Annotated in this window: 16 protein-coding genes and 1 pseudogene; 6 read left to right on the top strand and 11 right to left on the bottom strand. The window is 65.8% G+C overall.

All coding sequences use genetic code 11. The annotated features are described in order from the left end of the window. Positions 1–13: 13 nt before the first annotated feature. Positions 14–901, bottom strand: coding sequence for a LysR family transcriptional regulator (locus V5279_RS38615; RefSeq protein ID WP_338692134.1), 888 nt, complete (start codon positions 899–901; stop codon positions 14–16). Positions 902–1,022: 121 nt separating this feature from the next. On the opposite strand from V5279_RS38615, the gene V5279_RS38610 reads away from it, so the two are divergent. Both V5279_RS38610 and V5279_RS38605 read left to right on the top strand, forming a co-directional pair. Further along, a complete protein-coding gene (locus V5279_RS38610) occupies positions 1,023–1,763 on the top strand; it encodes an SDR family oxidoreductase (protein ID WP_338692133.1) in 741 nt (246 codons plus the stop codon). 55 nt (positions 1,764–1,818) lie between these two features. Continuing rightward, on the top strand, positions 1,819–2,718 hold the full coding sequence (locus V5279_RS38605; RefSeq protein ID WP_338692132.1) for an SDR family oxidoreductase: 900 nt from the start codon (positions 1,819–1,821) through the stop codon (positions 2,716–2,718). 184 nt (positions 2,719–2,902) lie between these two features. On the opposite strand, the gene V5279_RS38600 is transcribed toward V5279_RS38605, so the two are convergent. The 4 genes and pseudogenes from V5279_RS38600 to V5279_RS38585 all read right to left on the bottom strand — a co-directional run bounded on the left by V5279_RS38600 (position 2,903) and on the right by V5279_RS38585 (position 8,181). After that, positions 2,903–3,985 carry a phospholipase gene (locus V5279_RS38600; RefSeq protein WP_338692131.1) on the bottom strand — a complete coding sequence of 361 codons (1,083 nt, stop codon included), beginning with the start codon at positions 3,983–3,985 and terminating at the stop codon, positions 2,903–2,905. A gap of 225 nt (positions 3,986–4,210) precedes the next feature. Further along, complete coding sequence (locus V5279_RS38595; protein WP_338692130.1) at positions 4,211–5,182, bottom strand: S1C family serine protease; 972 nt, start codon at positions 5,180–5,182, stop codon at positions 4,211–4,213. A gap of 161 nt (positions 5,183–5,343) precedes the next feature. Further along, positions 5,344–6,323, bottom strand: a pseudogene (locus tag V5279_RS38590) (DUF2252 family protein). Between the two features lie 340 nt (positions 6,324–6,663). Next, complete coding sequence (locus tag V5279_RS38585) at positions 6,664–8,181, bottom strand: AMP-binding protein (RefSeq protein ID WP_338692129.1); 1,518 nt, start codon at positions 8,179–8,181, stop codon at positions 6,664–6,666. A 307-nt stretch (positions 8,182–8,488) separates the two neighbouring features. Here V5279_RS38585 and V5279_RS38580 point away from each other — a divergent pair, with 307 nt between their 5' ends. Further along, positions 8,489–8,809, top strand: a complete 321-nt coding sequence (locus V5279_RS38580; protein ID WP_338692128.1) for a PilZ domain-containing protein — start codon at positions 8,489–8,491, stop codon at positions 8,807–8,809. An 85-nt stretch (positions 8,810–8,894) separates the two neighbouring features. On the opposite strand, the gene V5279_RS38575 is transcribed toward V5279_RS38580, so the two are convergent. Next, entirely contained in the window at positions 8,895–9,161 is a 267-nt protein-coding gene (locus V5279_RS38575) for a hypothetical protein (RefSeq protein WP_166298983.1), read from the bottom strand. A gap of 248 nt (positions 9,162–9,409) precedes the next feature. Next, entirely contained in the window at positions 9,410–10,252 is an 843-nt protein-coding gene (locus tag V5279_RS38570) for a LysR family transcriptional regulator (protein WP_338692127.1), read from the bottom strand. Between the two features lie 109 nt (positions 10,253–10,361). Between V5279_RS38570 and V5279_RS38565 the strand changes: the two genes are divergently transcribed. Then, positions 10,362–11,354: an aldo/keto reductase gene (locus V5279_RS38565; RefSeq protein ID WP_338692126.1), complete on the top strand. Its 993-nt coding sequence runs from the start codon at positions 10,362–10,364 to the stop codon at positions 11,352–11,354. Positions 11,355–12,296: 942 nt separating this feature from the next. Here V5279_RS38565 and V5279_RS38560 read toward each other — a convergent pair. The 4 genes from V5279_RS38560 to V5279_RS38545 form a co-directional block, all read right to left on the bottom strand. Further along, positions 12,297–12,746, bottom strand: coding sequence for a GNAT family N-acetyltransferase (locus tag V5279_RS38560; protein WP_338692125.1), 450 nt, complete (start codon positions 12,744–12,746; stop codon positions 12,297–12,299). A gap of 120 nt (positions 12,747–12,866) precedes the next feature. Further along, positions 12,867–13,895: a peptidoglycan -binding protein gene (locus V5279_RS38555; protein WP_338692124.1), complete on the bottom strand. Its 1,029-nt coding sequence runs from the start codon at positions 13,893–13,895 to the stop codon at positions 12,867–12,869. 126 nt (positions 13,896–14,021) lie between these two features. After that, positions 14,022–14,393 (bottom strand): VOC family protein, encoded by a 372-nt coding sequence (locus V5279_RS38550; RefSeq protein WP_338692123.1) that lies wholly within the window; start codon positions 14,391–14,393, stop codon positions 14,022–14,024. Positions 14,394–14,408: 15 nt separating this feature from the next. Next, positions 14,409–15,401, bottom strand: a complete 993-nt coding sequence (locus V5279_RS38545) for a flagellar motor protein MotA (RefSeq protein ID WP_166298977.1) — start codon at positions 15,399–15,401, stop codon at positions 14,409–14,411. Between the two features lie 522 nt (positions 15,402–15,923). Between V5279_RS38545 and V5279_RS38540 the strand changes: the two genes are divergently transcribed. Together V5279_RS38540 and V5279_RS38535 are read left to right on the top strand one after the other, a co-directional pair. Further along, positions 15,924–17,129 carry an efflux RND transporter periplasmic adaptor subunit gene (locus V5279_RS38540; RefSeq protein WP_338692122.1) on the top strand — a complete coding sequence of 402 codons (1,206 nt, stop codon included), beginning with the start codon at positions 15,924–15,926 and terminating at the stop codon, positions 17,127–17,129. A gap of 6 nt (positions 17,130–17,135) precedes the next feature. After that, complete coding sequence (locus V5279_RS38535; protein WP_338692121.1) at positions 17,136–20,294, top strand: multidrug efflux RND transporter permease subunit; 3,159 nt, start codon at positions 17,136–17,138, stop codon at positions 20,292–20,294. Positions 20,295–20,345 lie beyond the last annotated feature (51 nt).

Raw genomic sequence — 20,345 nt, 5'->3', positions numbered from 1 at the left:
GTGTGGCTCCCCATCAGCCCCGCGCGAACACCCGCATCACATAATCGATGAACACGCGAACCCGCGGCGAGAGCTGGCGGTTGCGCGGATAGAGCAGGGATACCGGCACCGAGGGCGGCGGGCATTGCTGCAGCACCGGCACCAGCGTGCCGTTGGCGAGATCGGTCTCGGCGTGGAAGCGCGGCACCTGCACGAGGCCGAGGCCGAGCCTGGCGCTCGCGAGATAACTTTCGGGCCCGGTCACCGACATCGGCGCGGCCAGCGGAAATTGCTTGAGCGCGCCGTCGATCAGAAACTCCATCGGCCGCACGCGTCCCGTCGTCAGCGAGCGGATGCCGATCATGCGATGGCCGTCGAGTGCGAACGGATCGGTCGGCATGCCGAAGCGCGCGAAGTAATCCGGCGTGGCGCAGGTCAGCCGCTCCAGCATCGTCACCTGCCGCGCGACCATGTCGCTGTCGGGCAATTGGCCGAAGCGCAGCACGCAGTCGACGCCTTCGCGGATCAAATCGACCCAGCGGTCGCTCTCGCTCATGTTGATTTCGATATCGGGATATTCGGCGAGGAAGCCCGGCAGGTTCGGCAGCAGGAAGTGCCGCGCCAGCGTGCCCTGCACTTCGAGCCGCAGCAGCCCCTTCGGCCGCGCGCCGCCGAACGCGCCCTCGGCATCCTCGAGGTCCGAGATCAGCGACAGGCAGCGGCGGTAATGCGCCTCGCCATCGAGCGTCGGGCGCACCGTGCGCGTGGTGCGTTCGAGCAGGCGGACGCCGAGCCGCGCCTCCAGCCCCTTCACCGCGTCCGTCACCGTCGAGCGCGGTAGCCCGAGATCGTCGGCGGCCAGCGAAAAGCTGCGCCGCTCCACCACCCGGGTGAACACGCGCATGGCGTCGAAGCGGTCCATGTTATTGTCCGAAGTTTACGAATAGTGATGCCGAAAGATGCATGATTATCCGGTGAGTGCCAATACGTAGCGTCCTCCCATCGAACGCGGCCCGGCCGCACAACCTAATGGGAGACTGAAAATGACGAACCAAACCAACAAGGTAGCTCTGGTGACGGGTGCCTCGCGCGGGATCGGCGCTGCGGTTGCCGAACGCCTCGCCAGGGACGGCTTCACCGTCGTCATCAACTACTCCGGCGATGCCAAGCCCGCCCAGGCGGTGGCCGACAGGATCGAAGCCGCCGGCGGCCGGGCGCTGACGGCGAAGGCCGATGTCAGCGATGCCAATGCGGTGCGCGGCATGTTCGACGCGGCAGAGGCGGCGTTCGGCGGCGTCGACGTGCTGGTCAACAATGCCGGCATCATGAAGCTCGGCAAGATCGCCGACAGCGACGATGCTGCGTTCGACCAGCAGGTCGCGGTGAACCTGAAGGGCAGCTTCAACACCATGCGCGAGGCGGCGCGCCGAGTGCGCGACGGCGGGCGCATCGTCAACTTCTCGACCAGCGTCGTCGGCACCAGGCTCGAGACCTACGGCATCTATGTCGCGACCAAGGCGGCGATCGAGTCACTGACCGCAATCCTGTCCAAGGAATTGCGCGGCCGCGGCATCACCGTGAATGCAGTCGCGCCCGGCCCGACCGCGACCGACCTGTTCCTGCACGGCAAGTCGGACGAACTGATCGACCGCTTCGCCAAGATGGTCCCGCTGGAGCGGCTCGGTACGCCCGACGACGTCGCCAACGCCGTGTCGTTCCTGGTCGGTCCCGACGGCTCCTGGATCAACGGCCAGACCCTGCGCGCCAATGGCGGCCTGGTCTGACGCTCGCACACCTTCACCCAACGCGCACTCAATCGACTTCACAAGGATATTTGTCATGAAACAAGTCATCATCATCACCGGCGCCTCAAGCGGCTTCGGCCGCCTCACCGCCAACGCGCTCGCCAGGGCCGGCCACATTGTCTACGCCTCGATGCGCCACACCACCGGCCGCAACGCCGCCGCGGTCGCCGATATCGAGGAGTTCGCCATGGACAACAATGTCGATCTGCGCGCGCTCGAGCTCGATGTCGGCTCGCAGGCCTCGGTTGATGCGGCGATCGCGCAAATCGTCGCTGAAGAAGGCCGTCTCGACGTCGTCATCCACAATGCCGGTCACATGGTGTTCGGCCCGGCGGAGGCGTTCACGCCCGAACAGATCGCCGAGCTCTACGACGTCAACGTGCTCTCGACCCAGCGCGTCAACCGCGCGGCGCTGCCGCAGTTGCGCAAGCAGGGCAGGGGACTTGTGGTCTGGGTGTCGAGCAGCAGCTCGGCCGGCGGCACGCCGCCCTATCTCGCGCCGTATTTCGCGGCGAAGGCCGGCATGGATGCAATGGCGGTGATCTATGCTCGTGAGCTCACGCGCTGGGGCATCGAGACCTCGATCATTGTGCCCGGCGCCTTCACCGGCGGCACCAACCACTTCGCGCATTCCGGCCGTCCCGCCGACCAGGCGCGCGTGGCCGAATACGAAGCGGGTCCCTATGCCGGCTTCGGCGAGGAGATCATGAAGGCGTTCGCGGCGATCGTGCCCGAGGATGCCGACGCCGGGTCGGTTGCTGATGCGATCGTCGAGGTCGTCGACACGCCGTTCGGCAAGCGGCCGTTCCGCGTCCACATCGATCCGACCCAGGACGGTGCCGAGGTTGCCTTCGGCGTGATCGACCGGGTCCGCAACGAGATGCTGCACCGGGTCGGCTTCTCCGACCTGCTCAAGCCGCGAGATAACCAGTGACGTTGTCCGCGCTGAATCCAGGATAGCGCCCGCGCGGCTCCGTCCATCACCGTCATCCTGAGGAGCGCGCTCTTGCGCGCGTCTCGAAGGATGCACGGCCCCGATGGAGCCGCGCAGCCGCAGCCGGGCCGTGCACCCTTCGAGACGCGCTTCGCGCTCCTCAGGGTGACGGGGAGAGAGTCCCTCAAGCGCCGTCGGTGCGCTCGCCGTTCAGCCACCGGAAGACCTCCGCATTGATCTCGCGCGGATAGGTGTGGCTGAGATCGTCGATCTCGCGATAGACGACCTTGGCGCCGGCGGCCGACAGCAAGCCCTGGGTCTGCCGCGCGGTCTGCATCGGGAACATCCAGTCAAGCCGGCCATGGGTGATGAAGATCGGCAAGCCGCGCAACCTGTCAGCATCGGCCATCTCAGCCATCAGCGGATGGAAGGTCGCCGCAACCGGCGCAAGATGCGTGAAGCGCGACGCGCCGTCGAGCCCGCTGACATAGCTGAAGGTGCCGCCGTCACTCATGCCGGTCAGCAGCATGCGCGTCTCGTCGATGCGCCAGCGTTCGCGCACCTGGTCGATGATGCGGTTGAGGTTCGGCGTGTCGGTGTCGTCGCCCATCAGCGCCCAGGTCTGGCCGGTCGCGGTCGGCGCCACCAGGATGGCGCCGCGGCTGCGCGCGTCGCGCAGCCAGCTCCACAGGAAGCCGCGGCCGTTGCCGCTGCCGCCATGCAGCGCCATCACCAGCGGCCAGGCGCGATCAGGCGTGTAATATTCCGGCACATACATCGAGAAGCCGCCGCGGCTGCCCGGTTCGTTGCGCTCATGGAAAATGCCGGTGTTATCGTTTGGCGTGGCCGCGAGCCTGGCCTGCAGCCCGGCATCCTCGCGCAAGTCGGGCGCGAGGAAGAAGTGGCTTACCGGCGGCAACTCGGTCAAGGGATAGAGCGCCTCCTGCGCCCGCGGCAGATAGCGCAGCGCGCGGAACACGCTGACCAGATCGCCTTCGCCGTTCTGCACCGCGCGCAGGCCCGCATAGCCGGCGAGCGCCGCATCGATCGCAGCTTCAAGCGCGGTCTTGATGTGGTCGAATTTCTCCGGCCATCCGGCGAGAAGCGGCCGCACCGCCTGCAAGGTCTCATCGGGCTCGCCCGCGATCTGCATCACGCGATCGAAGTCCGGCGGGTTGAGATTGCGCGCGACAAAGGACAGCGATTCCAGCGTCTGCAACAGCGGCGGCAGCACGGCCACGATGTTATCAACCACGGCCTCGCTCATCGCCGATGTCCTTCTTGGTTGCTAGATCAGATTCCGTCGCCGCGCGGGAGCTGCGCCCCCTCTCCCGCCTGCGGGGGAGGGTTGGGGTGGGGGTATCGCCGCGGGCGAGAGCCTTTGAGTGGATAGAGCCCCCACCCACATCGCATCTTCGATGCGATGTGACCTCCCCCGCAAGCGGGAGAGGTGGATCGAGCCCGCGGTGATAATGATGCAGGCCTCATTGCTCTAGTGCAGCCGTGGCGCCTTCAACAGCTTCATGCGGTCGATCGAGGTCAGCGTCACGTCGAAGGTGACGCCTTCGTGGTAGACGGTCAGCGGCACGTCGACGCCGGCCGTGCCGAGCGACCAGAGCTTGCGATAGAACGCGGTCTGGCTCGTCACGTTCTCGCCGTCGACCGCGATGATGACGTCGCCGGTCTTTAGCTCGGCGCGCGCCGCCGGACCCTTGCTGGCGATGCCGACCACCACCAGGCGGTTGTCGATCTCGGTCGTGTACATGCCGAGCCACGGCCGTGCCGGCTTGTTGACGCGGCCGAACTTGCGCAAATCGTCGAGCACCGGATTGAGCAGGTCGATCGGCACGATCATGTTGACATGCTCGGCGCGGCCCGAGCGCTCGCGTTCGAGCTGCAGCGAGCCGATGCCGATCAGCTCGCCGGAGGTGTTGATCAGTCCGGTGCCGCCCCAGTTCGGATGCGACGGGTAGGTGAAGAGCGCCTCGTCAAGCAGGTACTCCCAATAGCCCGCGAATTCCTGCTTCGCCGCGATCTGGCTCGCGACCGAGCGGGTGCGGCCGCCGGCGCCGCCGACCACGACACTGTCGCCGACCCGCGTTGCCGCGGACCGGCCGATCGGCAGCGGAGCGAGATCGAGCCGGCCGAGCGCCTGCACCAGACCGAAGCCGGATTCGAAATCGAAACCGAGCGCGTGGCCCTCAACGACCCGGCCGTCGCCGAGATGCAGCCACACCGTTGCGGCCTCGGTGATCAGGTAACCGATCGTCAGCACCAGCCCGTCGTCGATCAGCACGCCGTTGCCGGCGCGCTCGGTGCCGAGCGTCTCGGCGCTGAAGGCGTCAGGCGGAATGATCGAATGCAGGCCGACCACACTCATCAGCGCGCGATCGAGATCGAAGCGGTAATCTTCGGGGCGAGGCTGAAAGGCCGGTGGCACTTTCCATTCGGTGGTGGAGGGCATGGAGGTCTCCGCAGGGTCGCAAATGCGTCGTCGATAACGCCGTGCGAGGCGAAAAGATCACGGTCCGGACTGTCGTCCGCTTCCGTGATTTATAACAGTCAATTGGCGGATGATCGAGACGCCAGATCGGGCACGCGGCTGCCCGCGCGTTCAGCATCGGCTCAGCCGCGCCACTCCCGGAAATCGCGTTGCACCTTGGCCTCGGCGATTTCGGCGGCGGCATCGAGCCAGTTGCGCTGTTTTCGCTGCCGCCGCTTGAGGTCTTCCTGCAACCGGCTGACCCGGGATGTGCCGGCTGCATGGATCGATGCAAGATCATAGGCCATCGCCTTGATCAGCTTGCGTTGCAGCTTCCGTCCGGCATCCTCGCCGAGCTCGATCTTGCGGGAATCGGCGGCGATGCGGCGCAGGATGAAGCCGTGACGAGGATGCAGGAACGGATCCGGCGCCCGGTACCGTCCGGTTGCCAGTGCCATGAAGTGAGGCGCGCTGCGGGCGCGGCTGCCATGCGCCCAGCTCCATGCCGACGGCACCAGCGCCTTCGCCTCGCGAACGATCTGGCCCCCGCGCCAATAGGCAATCGCCGCATAGCGCGGCCGTCCGAGGCCGCCGCCGCCCTTGCGCAGGATGCGGCACAGCCGGATGCTGTTGCGCGCGACATCGCGCGGCAGGCTCGCGCGCAGCGCTGCAGCGATCTTCGGCGGCGGCGCTGCGGTCGGATAATCTGCGACGTCTTTCCAGAATTTCTTCACCTTCGCCTCATCCGGTTCGGCGTAGGGCCTGAGCCAGGTCTGGCCTTCGAACAACAGCGCTGGTTGCGGATCGTCGAGCCCTTCGCGGTAGCCGTCGAGCAGCGCGGCAGCCGCCTCACTTGCGCTGATCGCCGGGCGCGGCGCGAGCCGGATGCTGGTCGCAAGCCGCACCAGGTCGAGCACATAGGGCATCACGGCGGCCTCGTCGAAATCGTTGACGCCCCACACCAGCCGTCCGTCGGCATCGCGCCAGGTGCGAAATTCTCCAGATGCAGATCGCCGACCGAGAGCACCGCGGGCCCATCCATCAGCTCCGGGCACCAGTCGCCGATCTTGCGCGCCCAGCGGAAATAGGTCGCACGCAGGAAGATGAACGCGCTCTTGCGCATCCGGTCGTGCTTGTAGGCGATGTCGGATCTGACGACGTCGCACTGTCCGGCGAGCCAGGCCTCGAACGCCTTGTTGTCACTGCGAAAAGACATGGGACTACCTGCCACGGTCAGCGGCGCCTGCCGATCCGTGATACTACCTCAGAATGTAGTATAGTGAAATGTTTCTCAAACCGAGTTTGCTGAAACTCCCTCTCCCCGTTCTTCACGGGGAGAGGGTTGGGGTGAGGGGCTGCTTCCGCCACTGTGAACGCCGTGAGACCTGTACCCCCTCACCCGGAACGCATCTCACGATGCGTTCCGACCTCTCCCCGCAAGCGGGGCGAGGTAAGCCAAGGCGCTACTCCGTTCTCGCCGATGCGCGCGCCGGCATGATGCGGAAGGCGCGGTTCTCCTTGATCCAGGCGGCGCGCTCGTCGCGCAGCATGGTGCGGCGGACCTTGCCGGAATCGTCGCGCGGCGCAGTGCCGACGCGCTCAAAACTCTCCGGATGCTTGTAGCGGCTGAGCCGGTCCTTGAGGAAATCGGCCATGCCGTCGGCGATCTGCTGCGCGTCGGCGCTGTCGGCGAGTTCGAGGATCGCATGCACGCGCTGGCCGAATTCCGGATCGGGCAGACCGACCACGACGCAGGAGCGCACCTCGGGATGTTCGCTGACCGCGGCCTCGACCTCGGCCGGATAGATGTTGGCGCCGCCGCGCAGCACCATGTCGGCGAGCCGGTCGCCGAGATAGAGATAGCCCTCTTCGTCGAGCCGGCCGATGTCGCCGAGCGATTCCCAGCCGTCCGGCCGCCGCTTTGGTGCCGCGCCGAGATAGTGATAGGTCGAGCCGGCACCGTCATTGGGCAGGAAGTAGATTTCGCCGGTCTCGCCGGGCGCGACGTCATTGCCGTCCTCGCCGATGATGCGGAGCTTCGCGGTCTCGCCGATCTTGCCGACCGAACCCTTGTGCGCCATCCACTCGACGCCGGAGATCACGCAGGCGCCCTGCCGCTCGGTGCCGCCATAGAGCTCCCAGACCCGTTCCGGGCCGAGCCACTCGATCCACTTCTCCTTCAGCCAGGGCGGCATCGGAGCTGCCATGTGAAACACGATCTGCAGGCTGGAGACGTCGTAGCGCTTGCGCACCTCCTCGGGCAGCGCCCAGATCCGGTGCATCATGGTCGGCACGAAGTTGACCCATTGCACGCGCTCGCGCTCGATCAGCCGCAGCGTCTCCTCGGCGTCGAACTTCACCATGCCGGTCAGCCGCCCGCCGCCGAACAGCGCGGAATGCGACAGGATGAACGGCGCGTTGTAATAGAGCGGCCCCGGATTGAGCAGCGACGCCTCAAACGGAATCCCGAGCAGCGGCGGCGTCGTGGTGTCGATCACGGCGGGGTTGTGATCGAGGATCACCTTCGGCCGTCCGGTCGAGCCGCCGCTCGTCATCGCCTTCCAGTAGCGCGCGACCGGCGCATCGAGCGGTTCCCCGGAAAATCCCTCCGGCACGAAATTCACCGGCAGCGAATTCGGCGCATTCCAGTCGGCCTCGCCGCCGACCACCAATGACGGTTTCAGGATCTCGAGCACCGCGGCGGCCTCGCCGCGCGGCAGCCGCCATGACAGCGAGGTCGGCGTCGCGCCGCATTTCCACACCGCAAAGGAGGTCTCGAAGAATGCGTTGCTGTTGGGCAGCCCGATCGCGACGAAGTCGCCGGGCTTGACGCCCTTGGCGGCGAACGCCCGCGCCCGCGCATTGGCGCGGCGCTCGAGCTCGCGCCAGGTCAGCGCTTCAGCGCCGTGACTGACGGCGATCGCATCTGCAGGTTTGCGTTCGGCATACCAGCGCGGCACGTCGGCTAAGGGGATCAGCATGGGTGTTTCCGTCAGAAAGGGGGGCGGCTTGAAGCGCTCTTGTTGCAGGGATGTGGCCAAAGCCACGGCCGCCACTTGACCAACTATGCAGTCGTCGTGTCAAGCCGACGGCCGCCGATACGGCCGGTATCATGCTGAGGGAATTACAGAATCCCGGTTGCCTAAAAGCCACGTCAAGATTCCGGTAAAGTTCAAGCGATCGCGCTAAGCCGGACTTTACGGGGGGACGGCATGGTGGCCCGTGCGGTTGCGTGCCGGGGGTGTCGATCGACGCGCCCGGTCCCCAATGTCTTCGAGGACGACGACGATGGCGACCAATGGAGCACGGATCAAGGTCAGTCGCGAGCCGCGGCGCCAGCTCAACAATCGTGCGGCCTGGATCACGGTCGATGACGGCGCGACCGAAAGCGCCTGCGCCGTGGTCGACATCTCGCCCGGCGGCGCCAAGATCACGACCGAGGTCGAGTTCGAGGTGAAGGACCGCCTCGCGCTGACATTGCTCGCCGATCACGCCAAGCGCTATCCATGCGAGGTGGTGTGGCGACGCGGCAAGACCTACGGGCTCAAATTCGTAACGGCGGAGCCTGAGCCGGCCGAACCGGCTGCGGAGCCGGCCGGCGTTATCTAGCATTCATCGATCAGTATTCGACCGGCTCAGCGAAGCAAATCGCCGATCGTATCGCCGCGACCTCGGCGGCTCGCGCAAGCGCGCCTCAGCGTCCCGTTGATGCGTTGCCGGTCGTGCCCATCGAGCCTCCCGGAACGGCCGGTGCCGCACTGCCGGCGCTGCTGCCGGACGACGGTGCAACGCGCTGGCCGGTCTGGGTCGGAAGCGCGCTCCCACCGACACCGCCCGACGGCGCGGCCCGGTCGCCGGGCCTGGGCGGCAGCGGGCTGCCGCCCGCGCTCTGCGCGAGAAGCTGGGCCGGCGCGAGCACGAGGCCGGCGGCGATGATGATGGCGAATTTGTTCCTGAGCATGCGCTACTCCGAGATCAGGCGGTGAGGCTGCACTGTATATAGAGCTGTGACGGAGACGAGACATCCGCCAAGCCGTCAAGCAGGCTCTCAAGATTGCGTGTCAATAACGTCGGCCATGCTGGTTGCGTTCCCGGCAGCCGCGTCAACTGCGAAGAAACTATCCGTGTCGAGCGCACTCGGCGCGCTGCAATTCACGATCAACCCCGATAGCGCAGCGCGTCGACCAGCAGCGCGAAGGCCGGTGAGGATTACCGGCGGCTCGGATAATAGAGGTGATAGCCGGGAAATGGCGCGCACCAGTCGTCGAGCACCTGGACCAGCTGACCCTTGGCCAATTGCGCCTGCACCTGATCCTCGGCGATATAGGCAAGCCCAAGTCCGGCCAACGCCGCCTTGATCCGCAGTGCGGTGCTGTTGAAGACCAATTGTCCGTCGACGCGGACCTTGATCGGGCGTCCGCGTTTCTCGAATTCCCAGGCATAGATGCCGCCATGGGTCGGCAGGCGAATGTTGATGCAGGCGTGCTGGGTCAGGTCCTGCGGCCGCTTCGGTCGCTCCCGCCGCTTGAAGTAAGTGGGCGCACCGACCACGACCATGCGGAAGTCCGGCGCGATCCGCACCGCGATCATGTCCTTGGCCAGCTGTTCGCCGAGGCGGACGCCGGCGTCAAAACGCTCGGCTACGATGTTGGCGAGCCCGTTGTCGACAGTCAGCTCGACCTTGATGTCGGGATAGCGCGGCAGAAACTTTTCCAGCGCCGGCCACAGGATCGTCTCGGCCGCGTGCTCGCCGGCGTTGATGCGGATGGTGCCGGCCGGTTTCTCGCGCAGTGCGTTGAGCGCGGCGAGTTCGGCCTCGATCTCCTCGAAGCGCGGACCGACGCCCTGCAGCAGCCGCTCTCCGGCCTCGGTCGGCGCGACGCTGCGCGTGGTGCGGGTCAGAAGCCGCACGCCGAGCCGTTCCTCCAGCGCGCGCATGGTGTGGCTGAGCGCCGATTGCGAGACGCCGAGCCTTGCCGCGGCGCGGGTGAAGCTGCGGTCGCGCGCGACCGCGAGGAAGGCGATCAGGTCGTTGACGTCATGCCGCGGCATTGATGAATCCGGCTCATAAGTCCATCCCGATTTTTACGTCTAATGGCGCGCCTGTGCACGCCCTAAATGCCGCAGCGGCAGGTTCCAGTCCTTGATGCGGAGAGACGACATGCAGAAACGTAAACTCGGTAACAGCAATCTGGAGGTATCGGCGATCGGGCTCGGCTGCATGGGCCTCAGCTTCGCCTATGGTCCAGCGGTCGACCACGCAACCGGCATCGCGCTGCTCCGTGGCGCCGTCGAGCGCGGCGTCACCTTCTTCGATACCGCGGAGGTCTACGGCCCCTTCGTCAACGAGGAACTGGTCGGCGAGGCGCTGGCGCCGTTCCGCAACGATGTCGTGATCGCGACCAAATTCGGATTCGATATCGGCTCCATGGCGGAGCGGCACCGTTCGCTGAACAGCCGGCCCGAGCACATCAGGGCGGTCGCGGACGCCTCGCTGAAACGGCTGAAGACCGATGTCATCGATCTGTTCTATCAGCATCGGGTCGATCCCGCGGTGCCGATCGAGGATGTCGCCGGCACCGTCAAGGACCTGATCGTCGCCGGCAAGGTCCGGCATTTCGGCCTCTCGGAGGCCGGCGCACAGACCATCCGCCGCGCCCATGCGGTGCAGAAGGTCACGGCGCTGCAGAGCGAATATTCGCTGTGGGAGCGCGGGCCGGAAGCGGAGATCCTGCCGGTGCTGGAGGAACTCGGCATCGGCTTCGTGCCCTACAGCCCGCTCGGCCGAGGTTTTCTCACCGGCGCGATCAGCGCGTCCACCACGTTCGCAAGCGACGACTTCCGCAACCTCGTGCCGCGCTTTTCGCCGGAAGCCCGCCGCGCCAACCAGGCGCTGGTCGATCAGCTCGGCCGGATCGCCGCCGGCAAGGGCGCCACGCCGGCCCAGATCGCGCTGGCCTGGCTGCTCGCGCAAAAGCCGTGGATCGTGCCGATCCCGGGCACCACCAAGCTTAATCGCCTCGGCGAGAACATCGGCGCCGCGCGGATCGAGCTGACGTCCGCCGATCTCGCCGAGATCGGCACGGCGCTGGCCGCGATCGAGGTGCAGGGCGCGCGATATCCGGAGCATCTGCAACAGATGGTTGGACGCTAAGGGGGAGTTCGTCTGTCAGTCCGAGGCCACGCTTCGCATGTCGCGGAGTGAAAGTGAGGTGAGCACTGTCTCAGGCTCCCTCTCCCCTTGCGGGAGAGGGTGGAGAGAGGGGTGGCCCCGGGCGAGATGATCGATGAGTGCATCGCTCTCGCAACTTGTTCCGCTTGTCGCCGCGACGATACGGAGAGAACTCGTCGTGTGGCACCCCTCTCCCTAACCCTCTCCCGCAAGGGGAGAGGGAACCCTGCCGCCCGTGCGTCCCTCACGCGCGCGCGCCACTGAGTTGCCCGACGGCGCAAGACCCTTCAGCGAAAATATTTCGCTTTATCAGAAATGAAACTCGGTGTATGGTTCGCCGGTCTCACCCGATCGAGGGGCGCTTCGCGATCGTCACGAACGCGGTGTGGGATGCGGTGGACGCTGATCATGCGAGCGACGAACGCATGTGAAGCGGACGGTGAAGTCGTGTGGTCCTGACGCCCTAGTGGCCGGTGTCCCCTTGTAAGACGCAATTGCGTTTTGTGAAGGCGGTGACAAACAAGCCCAGTCTCGCCGGGGAGAGCACGAAATAAGCCGTAACCCATCGCGCTGGGAAAGCCGGAGTGTTTCCGGTTACACCTGTGGTCCTACCCCCGAGCTTTCTACCTTTTGCTCGGGGCCCATGGGTGCGATCGGCACCCGGCTTTCCCTGCGCCCTCTGTTCAAGAGAGGGCGGAACGAGATCCAAAACTCGGGCGAAGCGCGCCGCGAGGATGCGAGTGCATGACTCACAAGTCGCGCAACATTCTCGGTGTCGTCCTGGCGAAAGCCAGGACCCATTACCCCAAATCTCAATTGTTGCGCGACGCTGGGGCCGCGATCCCGTTCATCACCGAAGGCGGTGGTTATGGGTCCTGGCTTTCGCCAGGACGACGGATGGATCAGCGATGCGCGCAGGATTTTTTACGATCTCCACGCCATCTTCAGCACCGGCCGCCCCGAGGTCGGGTTGACGTCCTCGCCGGCATGCACAAAGCCGTTGCGTTCATAGAAGCGGATGGCGCGGGCGTTGTCCTTGTTGACCAGCAGCGTGATGCCTTCAGGCGCAAGGCGCTTGGCTGCGTCGAGCAGCGCCCTCGCCAGCGGCGAGCCCCAGTGCGCGGGATCGACCACCAGCTGGTCGAGATAGCCGGTTTTGTCGATGGTAACGAAGCCGGCCAGCGCGCCGCTCGCTTCCGCGACGACGATCGCGGCATCGCGCACCAATTCGTTGCGCCAGCGCTCGCGCCACCATGCCACGCGTGCGTCGAAGTCGATCGACGGATAGGCCTGCTGCCAGGTCTGCCGCCACAGCTCGATGGCGGCGTCTTCATCCGCGGCGCGATAGGAGCGGAGATGGAAAGAAGGGCTCATCGAAACACGAACGTCATGCCCGGGCTTGACCCGGGCATCCAGCTACTTCGAACGACTCTTTTCCGATGGGTTGCCGGGTCAAGCCTGGCAATGACGACTGATTGGCCAGGCGCCAGCAAACTACCTCTCCGTCAGCTTCAGCTCGATGCGGCGGTTGCGCTTGTAGGCGTCTTCGGTCTGCGCGGCGTCGAGCGGCTGGAATTCGGCGAAGCCGGCGGCGACCAGGCGCTGCGCGGGCACGCCGAGCGAGACCAGATATTGCACCACCGAGATCGCGCGTGCCGACGACAGCTCCCAGTTCGACTTGAACAGCGGGCTGTTGATCGGCCGCACGTCCGTATGGCCGTCGACCCGCAGCACCCAGGCGATCTCGGCAGGGATCTGCTTGTCCAGATCGATCAGCGCATTGGCCACGGTGTCGAGCTCGGTCTTGCCCTCCGGCAGCAGCAGCGCCTGGCCGGTGTCGAAGAACACTTCCGACTGGAACACGAAGCGGTCGCCGACGATGCGGATGTCGGGGCGGTTGCCGAGGATCGCGCGCAGCCGGCCGAAGAACTCCGAGCGGTATTTCGACAGTTCCTGCACCCGCTGCGCCAGCGCGACGTTGAGGCGCGAGCCGAGATCGGCGATCCGGCTCTGCGATTCCTTGTCGCGCTTCTCGGAGGCGTCGAGCGCTTCCTCGAGCGCGGCGAGCTGGCGGCGCAGCGCGCTGATCTGCTGGTTCAGCACCTCGATCTGCGCCAGCGCGCGCGACGACACGCTCTTCTCGGACTCCAGCGCCTTGTTGAGCTCGTTGGCGCGGCCCTGCGCGTCGGTGCCGGAACTGGCGAGCCCCTCATAGAGCCCCTTCATGCGGTCGCGCTCGCCTTCGGCGGAGGCGAGCCCGGCGCGGAGCTGCGACACCTGGTCGTCCAGCGTCAGCTTGGAGAGCTTCTCCAGCGACAACAGCTCGTTGAGCTGGGCGATCTTAGCGGTGAGCTGCTCCAGCGCCTTGTCCTTGCCGGTGACCTCCTGCGACAGGAAGAACTGCACCACGAGGAACACCGACAGCAGGAACACGATCGACAGCACCAGCGTCGACAGCGCGTCGACAAAGCCGGGCCAGTAGTTGAAGCCGGATTCGCTGCGGCGCGAGCGGGCGAGGGCCATTCGGTTTCCCTTTATCTAGAGCGTTTTCAAGCGAAGTGGATACCGGTTCGCGTGAAGAAAACGCGTCAAAACAAGAATCCAGAGCCCCGTTCCGACTTCATCGGAACGGAACAGGCTCTGACGCGGTCAGTCCTGCGGTGCATGACAGACGGCCTCGATGTTGTGGCCGTCGGGATCGAGCACGAAGGCGCCGTAGTAGTTTGCATGATAGTGCGGTCGAATGCCGGGCCGTCCATTGTCCCTGCCACCGGCCCTGATCGCGTCCTCGTAGAAGCGATCGACAGTGGCGCGATCGCTTGCGGTGAAGGCGATGTGGGCGCCGGTCTGCGGCGTGTCGCGCCGGCCGATCCAGAAGAACGCCTTCGGACCAACGCCATAACCCGCGAACTCCGTTCCTTCGGCGTACAGGCGGCTGATGCCGAGCGAACGCAAGGCTACGTCATAGAACGCCTTGGATCGCTCGATATCGCTGATGCCGATGGTCACGTGGTCAAGCACACAGGCCTCCGCGCCTCAACTCTTCTCGGGCTGGCGGGCGAGGCGCTCGAGCAGCCGCTTGATCTCGCGGTTCTGCTCGCCCTGGCCGTCGGCCCATTCGCGGATCATCTGCTGCTCGGTGCGCATATGCGCAACCAGCCCCTGGATCGCCTCGGCGAGATTGGCCATCGCGGCCGTGGTGTTGCGGCCGCCGCCGCCGCCACCTTCCTCCAGCGCAGTGCGGAGACGGTCGATCGCGCCCTGCATGTCGCCGGTGACGCCGGTCTCGTCGCCGGAAATGCCGCGCACCGTGGTGGCGAGCCAGTCCTCGAGGTCGGTGTAGAAGCGGTTCTGGGCCTGGCTCGATTGCAAATCGAGGAAGCCGAGGATCAGGGAGCCCGCGAGGCCGAACAGCGACGACGAGAACGAGATGCCCATGCCGCCGAGCGGGGCGGCCAGCCCCTCCTTCAGCGTATCGAACAGCGCGCCGGAATCGCCGCCGACCTTGAGCCCGTCGATCACCTTGCCGACCGAGCCCACCGTCTCGATCAGGCCCCAGAAGGTGCCGAGCAGGCCGAGGAACACCAAAAGGCCGGTCATGTAGCGCGAGATATCGCGGGCTTCATCGAGCCGGGTCGCGATCGAATCCAGCAGATGCCGCATGGTCTGCTGCGAGATCGACATCCGGCCCGAGCGCTCGCCGCCGAGGATGGCGGCCATGGGGGCAAGGAGCTTCGGGCGGCGGTCGATCGCAAGCCCGGGATCGGCGATGCGGAAATTATTGACCCAGGCGACCTCGGGATAGAGCCGGATCACCTGGCGGAACGCCAGGATGATGCCGATCAAGAGCACCGCGCCGATCAGGGCGTTCAGCCCGGGATTGGCGAAGAAGGCGGTGACGATCTGCTTGTACAGCACGACCCCGACCAGGCCGCAGAGCACCAGGAACACCAGCATCCGCACCAGGAAGATCCGGGGCGAGGACAGTTTGCTCAGTTCGATCTCCATATCGGAGCGGGAAGGGGGCATTGCCGGATCATCCGTTCGCGAAGGCCGCATCTGCCAGCAATATGGCACAGCGGCGGAGTGAGGAAAGCCGAATCCAAAGCGGGCGCGCAGAACCTTGGGTTGAAACCGGGCGGGTTGCTGCCGCTTCGCCCAGCTTTCAGCCCAGTCCGCGCATCACCATTGGCGCCGAAGCCGGTCCGGTCAGCAGATCGCGTGCGGGCCGCACGCACCATCGGGTGAGGCAAGTGCCGTGACCGGTGATTCGTTCGCCGATGTTGCGATGTGCGGCATTCCTGCGCAGGCAATTGGCCTATTCCCGCTCACGCAGTCGTTAATGCATTCCCACAGCCTGCGATGGAACCCGCTCACAATCCGGTGACTCGCTAAAAGGTGCCGCGAAATCAGTGCGATAGGTTTGTGTGACATTGAGCCGCCTGACAAACGCTTTGCATCGCAGCAAGCGGGTTTTACTTTCAGCAACAGAAGCGGTGTCGGTGTGACGCCGCCGTTTGTTTATTACAACCCACAGGGGCGATCATCTCAATGTCTGGACTTCGCGCGCAATCGGCATGCATTGCTCTGATGCTGGCCGTGACGGCGCCACTGCTTGCTGGCTGCGACGAGCCGAGTACTGCAACCGCCGCCGTACAAGCATCACCCGAGCCGGACGTCAGTGTCGTCACCGTGAAGCCGCAGGCGCGCGCGATGGTGCGCGAGCTGCCGGGCCGTATCGCGCCGACCCGCGTTTCCGAGGTGCGCCCGCGCGTCTCGGGCATCGTCGTGAACCGCATGTTCCATCAGGGCAGCGAGGTGAAGGTCGGCGATCCCTTGTACCAGATCGATCCGCGCCCGTTCGAAGTCGAATTGCAATCGACCGAGGCGGCGCTGGCGCGCGCCAAGGCCGTGCAGGAGCAGGCTACGCTGCAGGCCCGCCGCATCGCAACCTTGACCAGCCAGCGCGCAGCGCCGGAAGCCGAGAACGAAAAGGCGATCGCAACCCTGAAGGGGGCCGAAGCCGACGTGCAGGGCCGCGAGGCCGATGTCGCGCGTGCCAAGCTCAATCTGGATTATGCAACGATCCGCGCGCCGATCGACGGCACCATCGGTGCCGCGCTGGTCAGCGAGGGCGCGCTCGTCGTGCAGAACGACGCCGCGAGCCTTGCGACCATCCAGCAGCTCGATCCGATCTATGCCGACTTCCAGCAGTCGGTCACCGAGATGAATCAGCTGCGCCGCGCCTTCGAGAGCGGTGACCTCGACCGCATTGCGTCGGACGCGATGAAGGTCCGCCTCGTGCTCGACGACGGCTCGATCTATCCGATACCGGGCAAGCTGCTGTTCTCCGATGCCAAGGTCGACGCCCATACCGGGCAGGTGACCCTGCGCGGCGAGTTCCCGAATCCCGATCGCATCCTGCTGCCGGGCATGTATGTCCGCGTGCTGATCGAGCAGGGCATCGACTCGGACGCGATCGCCGTGCCGCAGCAGGCGATCCAGCGCAACGGTGGCGGCGGCAGCGAGGTGTTCGTCGTCAAGGACGACAACCTCGTCGCGGTGCAGCCGGTGCGTACCGGCTCGCTGCAGGGTGGCCACTGGTTCGTGACCGAAGGCCTCAAGGCCGGCGACATGGTCGTGGTCGAGGGGTTCCAGAAATTCGCCGCCGGCGACAAGGTGCGGCCGCAGGCCTGGCGTGATGTCGACGCTGCTGCAATGACGGATTCGCAGCAGACCGCGCACGCGGTGCGGTGATCCGACATGCCCGGCTTCTTCATCGACAGGCCGATCTTCGCCTGGGTCGTCGCGCTGTTCATCTGTCTGGTCGGCGCGATCTCGATTCCGCTGCTCGCGGTCGCGCAATATCCGATCATCGCGCCGCCCTCGATCTCGATCTCGACGAGCTATCCCGGCGCGTCGCCTGAAAACCTCTACAACAGCGTGACGCGGCTGATCGAGGAGGAACTCAACGGCGCCGCCAACATCCTGAACTTCGAATCGACCTCCGACTCGCTCGGCCAGGTCGAGATCATCGCCAACTTCAAGCCGGGGACCGACACCAGCCAGGCCTCGGTCGAGGTGCAGAACCGCCTCAAGCGCGTCGAGGCGCGGCTGCCGCGTGCCGTGATCCAGCAGGGTATCCTGGTCGAGGAAGCATCCTCCGCCGTGCTGCAGATCATCACGCTGAACTCGACCGACGGCTCGCTGGACGAAGTGGGCCTCGGCGACTTCATGATCCGCAACGTGCTGGGCGAGGTGCGCCGCATCCCCGGCGTCGGCCGCGCCACGCTGTATTCGACCGAGCGCAGCCTGCGCATCTGGATCGATCCGGCCAAGCTGGTCGGCTACGGCCTGTCCGCCGACGACGTCAACAAGGCGATCACGGCGCAGAACGCCCAGGTCGCCTCCGGCAGCATCGGCGCCGAGCCGAGCACGAACACGCAGAAGATCTCGGCGCAGGTGCTGGTGAAGGGCCAGCTGTCATCGCCCGACGAGTTCGGCGCGATCATCCTGCGCGCCAACCCGGACGGCTCGACGGTCCGCCTGCGCGACGTCGCGCGGATCGAGATCGGCGGCCTCAGCTATCAGTTCAACACCCGCCTCAACGGCAAGCCGACCGCGGGTCTCTCGGTGCTGCTGTCGCCGAAGGGCAATGCGCTGGCGACCGCGAGCGCGGTCGAGGCCAAGATGAAGGAGCTGTCGCGCTTCTTCCCGGCCAATATCGGCTACGAGATCCCCTACAACATCACCCCCGTCGTCAAGGCCTCGATCGAGAAGGTTTTGATGACGCTGGTCGAGGCGGTGGTGCTGGTCTTCATCGTGATGTTCCTGTTCCTGCAGAACATCCGCTACACCATCATTCCGACCATCGTTGTTCCGGTGGCGCTGCTCGGGACTTGCGCCACGCTGATGGTCGTGGGCTTCTCGATCAACATGCTGACCATGTTCGGCATGGTGCTGGCGGTCGGCATCCTGGTCGACGACGCCATCGTCGTGGTCGAGAACGTCGAGCGCATCATGGCCGAGGAAGGCCTGCCGCCGAAGGAGGCGACCAAGAAGGCGATGTCGCAGATCACCAGCGCCATCATCGGCATCACGCTGGTGCTGATGGCGGTGTTCGTGCCGATGGCGTTCTTCCCCGGCTCGGTCGGCATCATCTATCGCCAGTTCTCGGTCACCATGGTGGCGGCGATCGCGTTCTCGGCGCTGCTTGCGCTGTCGCTGACGCCGGCGTTGTGCGCGACCTTGCTCAAGCCGGTCGAGAAGGGCCACGGCCATGCCCGCAGGGGCGTGTTCGGCTGGTTCAACCGCGTGCTTGACTCCAGCCGCGCCGGCTATGTCAGCACGGTGCAGGCCGGGCTGAAGCGCACCGGCCGGCTGATGGCGATCTACCTCGTGCTGTTCGCAGGCGTCGCCTACGGCTTCGTGCGGCTGCCCGGCGGCTTCCTGCCGGTCGACGACCAGGGCTTCATTACGACCGACGTGCAGACGCCGTCGGAATCGTCCTATGCGCGCACCGAAGCTGCGGTCGAGCAGGTCGAAAAATACCTGAAGACCCGCGCCGGGATCGAGAACGTCACGTTCCTGACCGGCTTCAGCTTCCTCGGCCAGGGCATGAACACCGCGCAGGCCTTCATCACGCTGAAGGACTGGTCGGAACGCGGCCCGAAGGATTCCGCTGCCGCGATCGTCGCGGACATCAACCGCGACCTGTCGTCGTCGATCCGCGACGCCAGGATCTCGGCGCTGCAGCCGCCGCCGATCGACAATCTCGGCAACTCCTCGGGCTTCTCGTTCCGCCTGCAGGACCGCGGCCAGAAGGGCTATGCGGCGCTGATCGCCGCGTCCGACCGCCTGATCGCGGAGGCCAATGCCAGTCCCGTGTTGCAGAAGGTCTATGTCGAGGGCCTGCCGCCGGCGCCGCAGGTCAATCTGATGATCGACCGCGAGAAGGCGGGCGCGTTCGGGCTCACCTTCGAAGACATCAACAACACGATCTCGACCAATCTCGGCTCGAACTACATCAACGACTTCCCGAACCGCGGGCGCATGCAGCGCGTCATCGTGCAGGCCGACAAGACCAGCCGCATGAACGCGGACGACATTCTGAATTACAACGTCAAGAACAGCCGCGGCCAGCTGGTGCCGTTCTCGGCCTTCGCCACCATCGAATGGTCGAAGGGGCCCACTCAAATTGCGGGCTTCAACTACTATCCGGCGGTGCGCATCTCCGGCGAGGCGCGGCCCGGCTTCACCTCGGGCGATGCGATCGCCGAGATGGAGCGGCTCGCCGACAAGCTGCCGCGCGGCTTCGGCTATGAGTGGACCGGCCAGTCGCTGCAGGAGAAGCTGTCGGGCTCGCAGGCGCCGTTCCTGCTCGCGTTGTCGGTGCTGGTGGTGTTCCTGCTGCTCGCCGCGCTGTATGAGAGCTGGACCATTCCGCTCGCGGTGCTGCTCACGATTCCGCTCGGCATTCTCGGCGCGGTGGTGGCCGCAACGATGCGCGGCCTGTCCAACGACGTCTATTTCACGGTCGGCCTGATCACCATCATCGGTCTCGCCGCCAAGGACGCGATCCTGATCATCGAATTCGCCAAGGATCTGCGCGCGCAGGGCAAGCCGCTGGTCGAGGCGACCATCGAGGCGTGTAGCCTCCGATTCCGCCCGATCCTGATGACCGGCCTTGCCTTCGTCTGCGGCGTGCTGCCGATGGCGATCGCGACCGGCGCTGGCGGCGCCAGCCAGCAGGCGCTCGGCACGTCGGTGATGGGCGGCATGATCGCGGTCGTGATCCTGGCGCTGTTGCTGGTGCCGGTGTTCTTCGTCAGCGTGCAGCGCGTGCTGGCGGGGGATCGGGAGAAGGTCGCCGACAAGGCCGAGGCGTATCGGCCGCCTGCGCCGGCAAGGGGCGGCCACTAATGTCCGAGATCGGCGCCGATCTCATCAGGGCTTGGCGCCGCCTCCGGCTTG

The sequence above is a fragment of the Bradyrhizobium sp. 26S5 genome (assembly GCF_036923295.1).
GTDB lineage: Bacteria > Pseudomonadota > Alphaproteobacteria > Rhizobiales > Xanthobacteraceae > Bradyrhizobium > Bradyrhizobium septentrionale.
Note: the sequence above shows the minus strand (reverse complement) of the source record. Positions and strands in the feature narration are given on the sequence as shown.

Bases quoted from the DNA above. Each gene is read 5' to 3' on its own strand.
- V5279_RS38615 (WP_338692134.1), bottom strand. From the start codon at position 901: ATGGACCGCTTCGACGCCATGCGCGTGTTCACCCGGGTGGTGGAGCGG.
- V5279_RS38610 (WP_338692133.1), top strand. From the start codon at position 1,023: ATGACGAACCAAACCAACAAGGTAGCTCTGGTGACGGGTGCCTCGCGC.
- V5279_RS38605 (WP_338692132.1), top strand. From the start codon at position 1,819: ATGAAACAAGTCATCATCATCACCGGCGCCTCAAGCGGCTTCGGCCGC.
- V5279_RS38600 (WP_338692131.1), bottom strand. From the start codon at position 3,985: ATGAGCGAGGCCGTGGTTGATAACATCGTGGCCGTGCTGCCGCCGCTG.
- V5279_RS38595 (WP_338692130.1), bottom strand. From the start codon at position 5,182: ATGCCCTCCACCACCGAATGGAAAGTGCCACCGGCCTTTCAGCCTCGC.
- V5279_RS38585 (WP_338692129.1), bottom strand. From the start codon at position 8,181: ATGCTGATCCCCTTAGCCGACGTGCCGCGCTGGTATGCCGAACGCAAA.
- V5279_RS38580 (WP_338692128.1), top strand. From the start codon at position 8,489: ATGGCGACCAATGGAGCACGGATCAAGGTCAGTCGCGAGCCGCGGCGC.
- V5279_RS38575 (WP_166298983.1), bottom strand. From the start codon at position 9,161: ATGCTCAGGAACAAATTCGCCATCATCATCGCCGCCGGCCTCGTGCTC.
- V5279_RS38570 (WP_338692127.1), bottom strand. From the start codon at position 10,252: ATGCCGCGGCATGACGTCAACGACCTGATCGCCTTCCTCGCGGTCGCG.
- V5279_RS38565 (WP_338692126.1), top strand. From the start codon at position 10,362: ATGCAGAAACGTAAACTCGGTAACAGCAATCTGGAGGTATCGGCGATC.
- V5279_RS38560 (WP_338692125.1), bottom strand. From the start codon at position 12,746: ATGAGCCCTTCTTTCCATCTCCGCTCCTATCGCGCCGCGGATGAAGAC.
- V5279_RS38555 (WP_338692124.1), bottom strand. From the start codon at position 13,895: ATGGCCCTCGCCCGCTCGCGCCGCAGCGAATCCGGCTTCAACTACTGG.
- V5279_RS38545 (WP_166298977.1), bottom strand. From the start codon at position 15,401: ATGCCCCCTTCCCGCTCCGATATGGAGATCGAACTGAGCAAACTGTCC.
- V5279_RS38540 (WP_338692122.1), top strand. From the start codon at position 15,924: ATGTCTGGACTTCGCGCGCAATCGGCATGCATTGCTCTGATGCTGGCC.
- V5279_RS38535 (WP_338692121.1), top strand. From the start codon at position 17,136: ATGCCCGGCTTCTTCATCGACAGGCCGATCTTCGCCTGGGTCGTCGCG.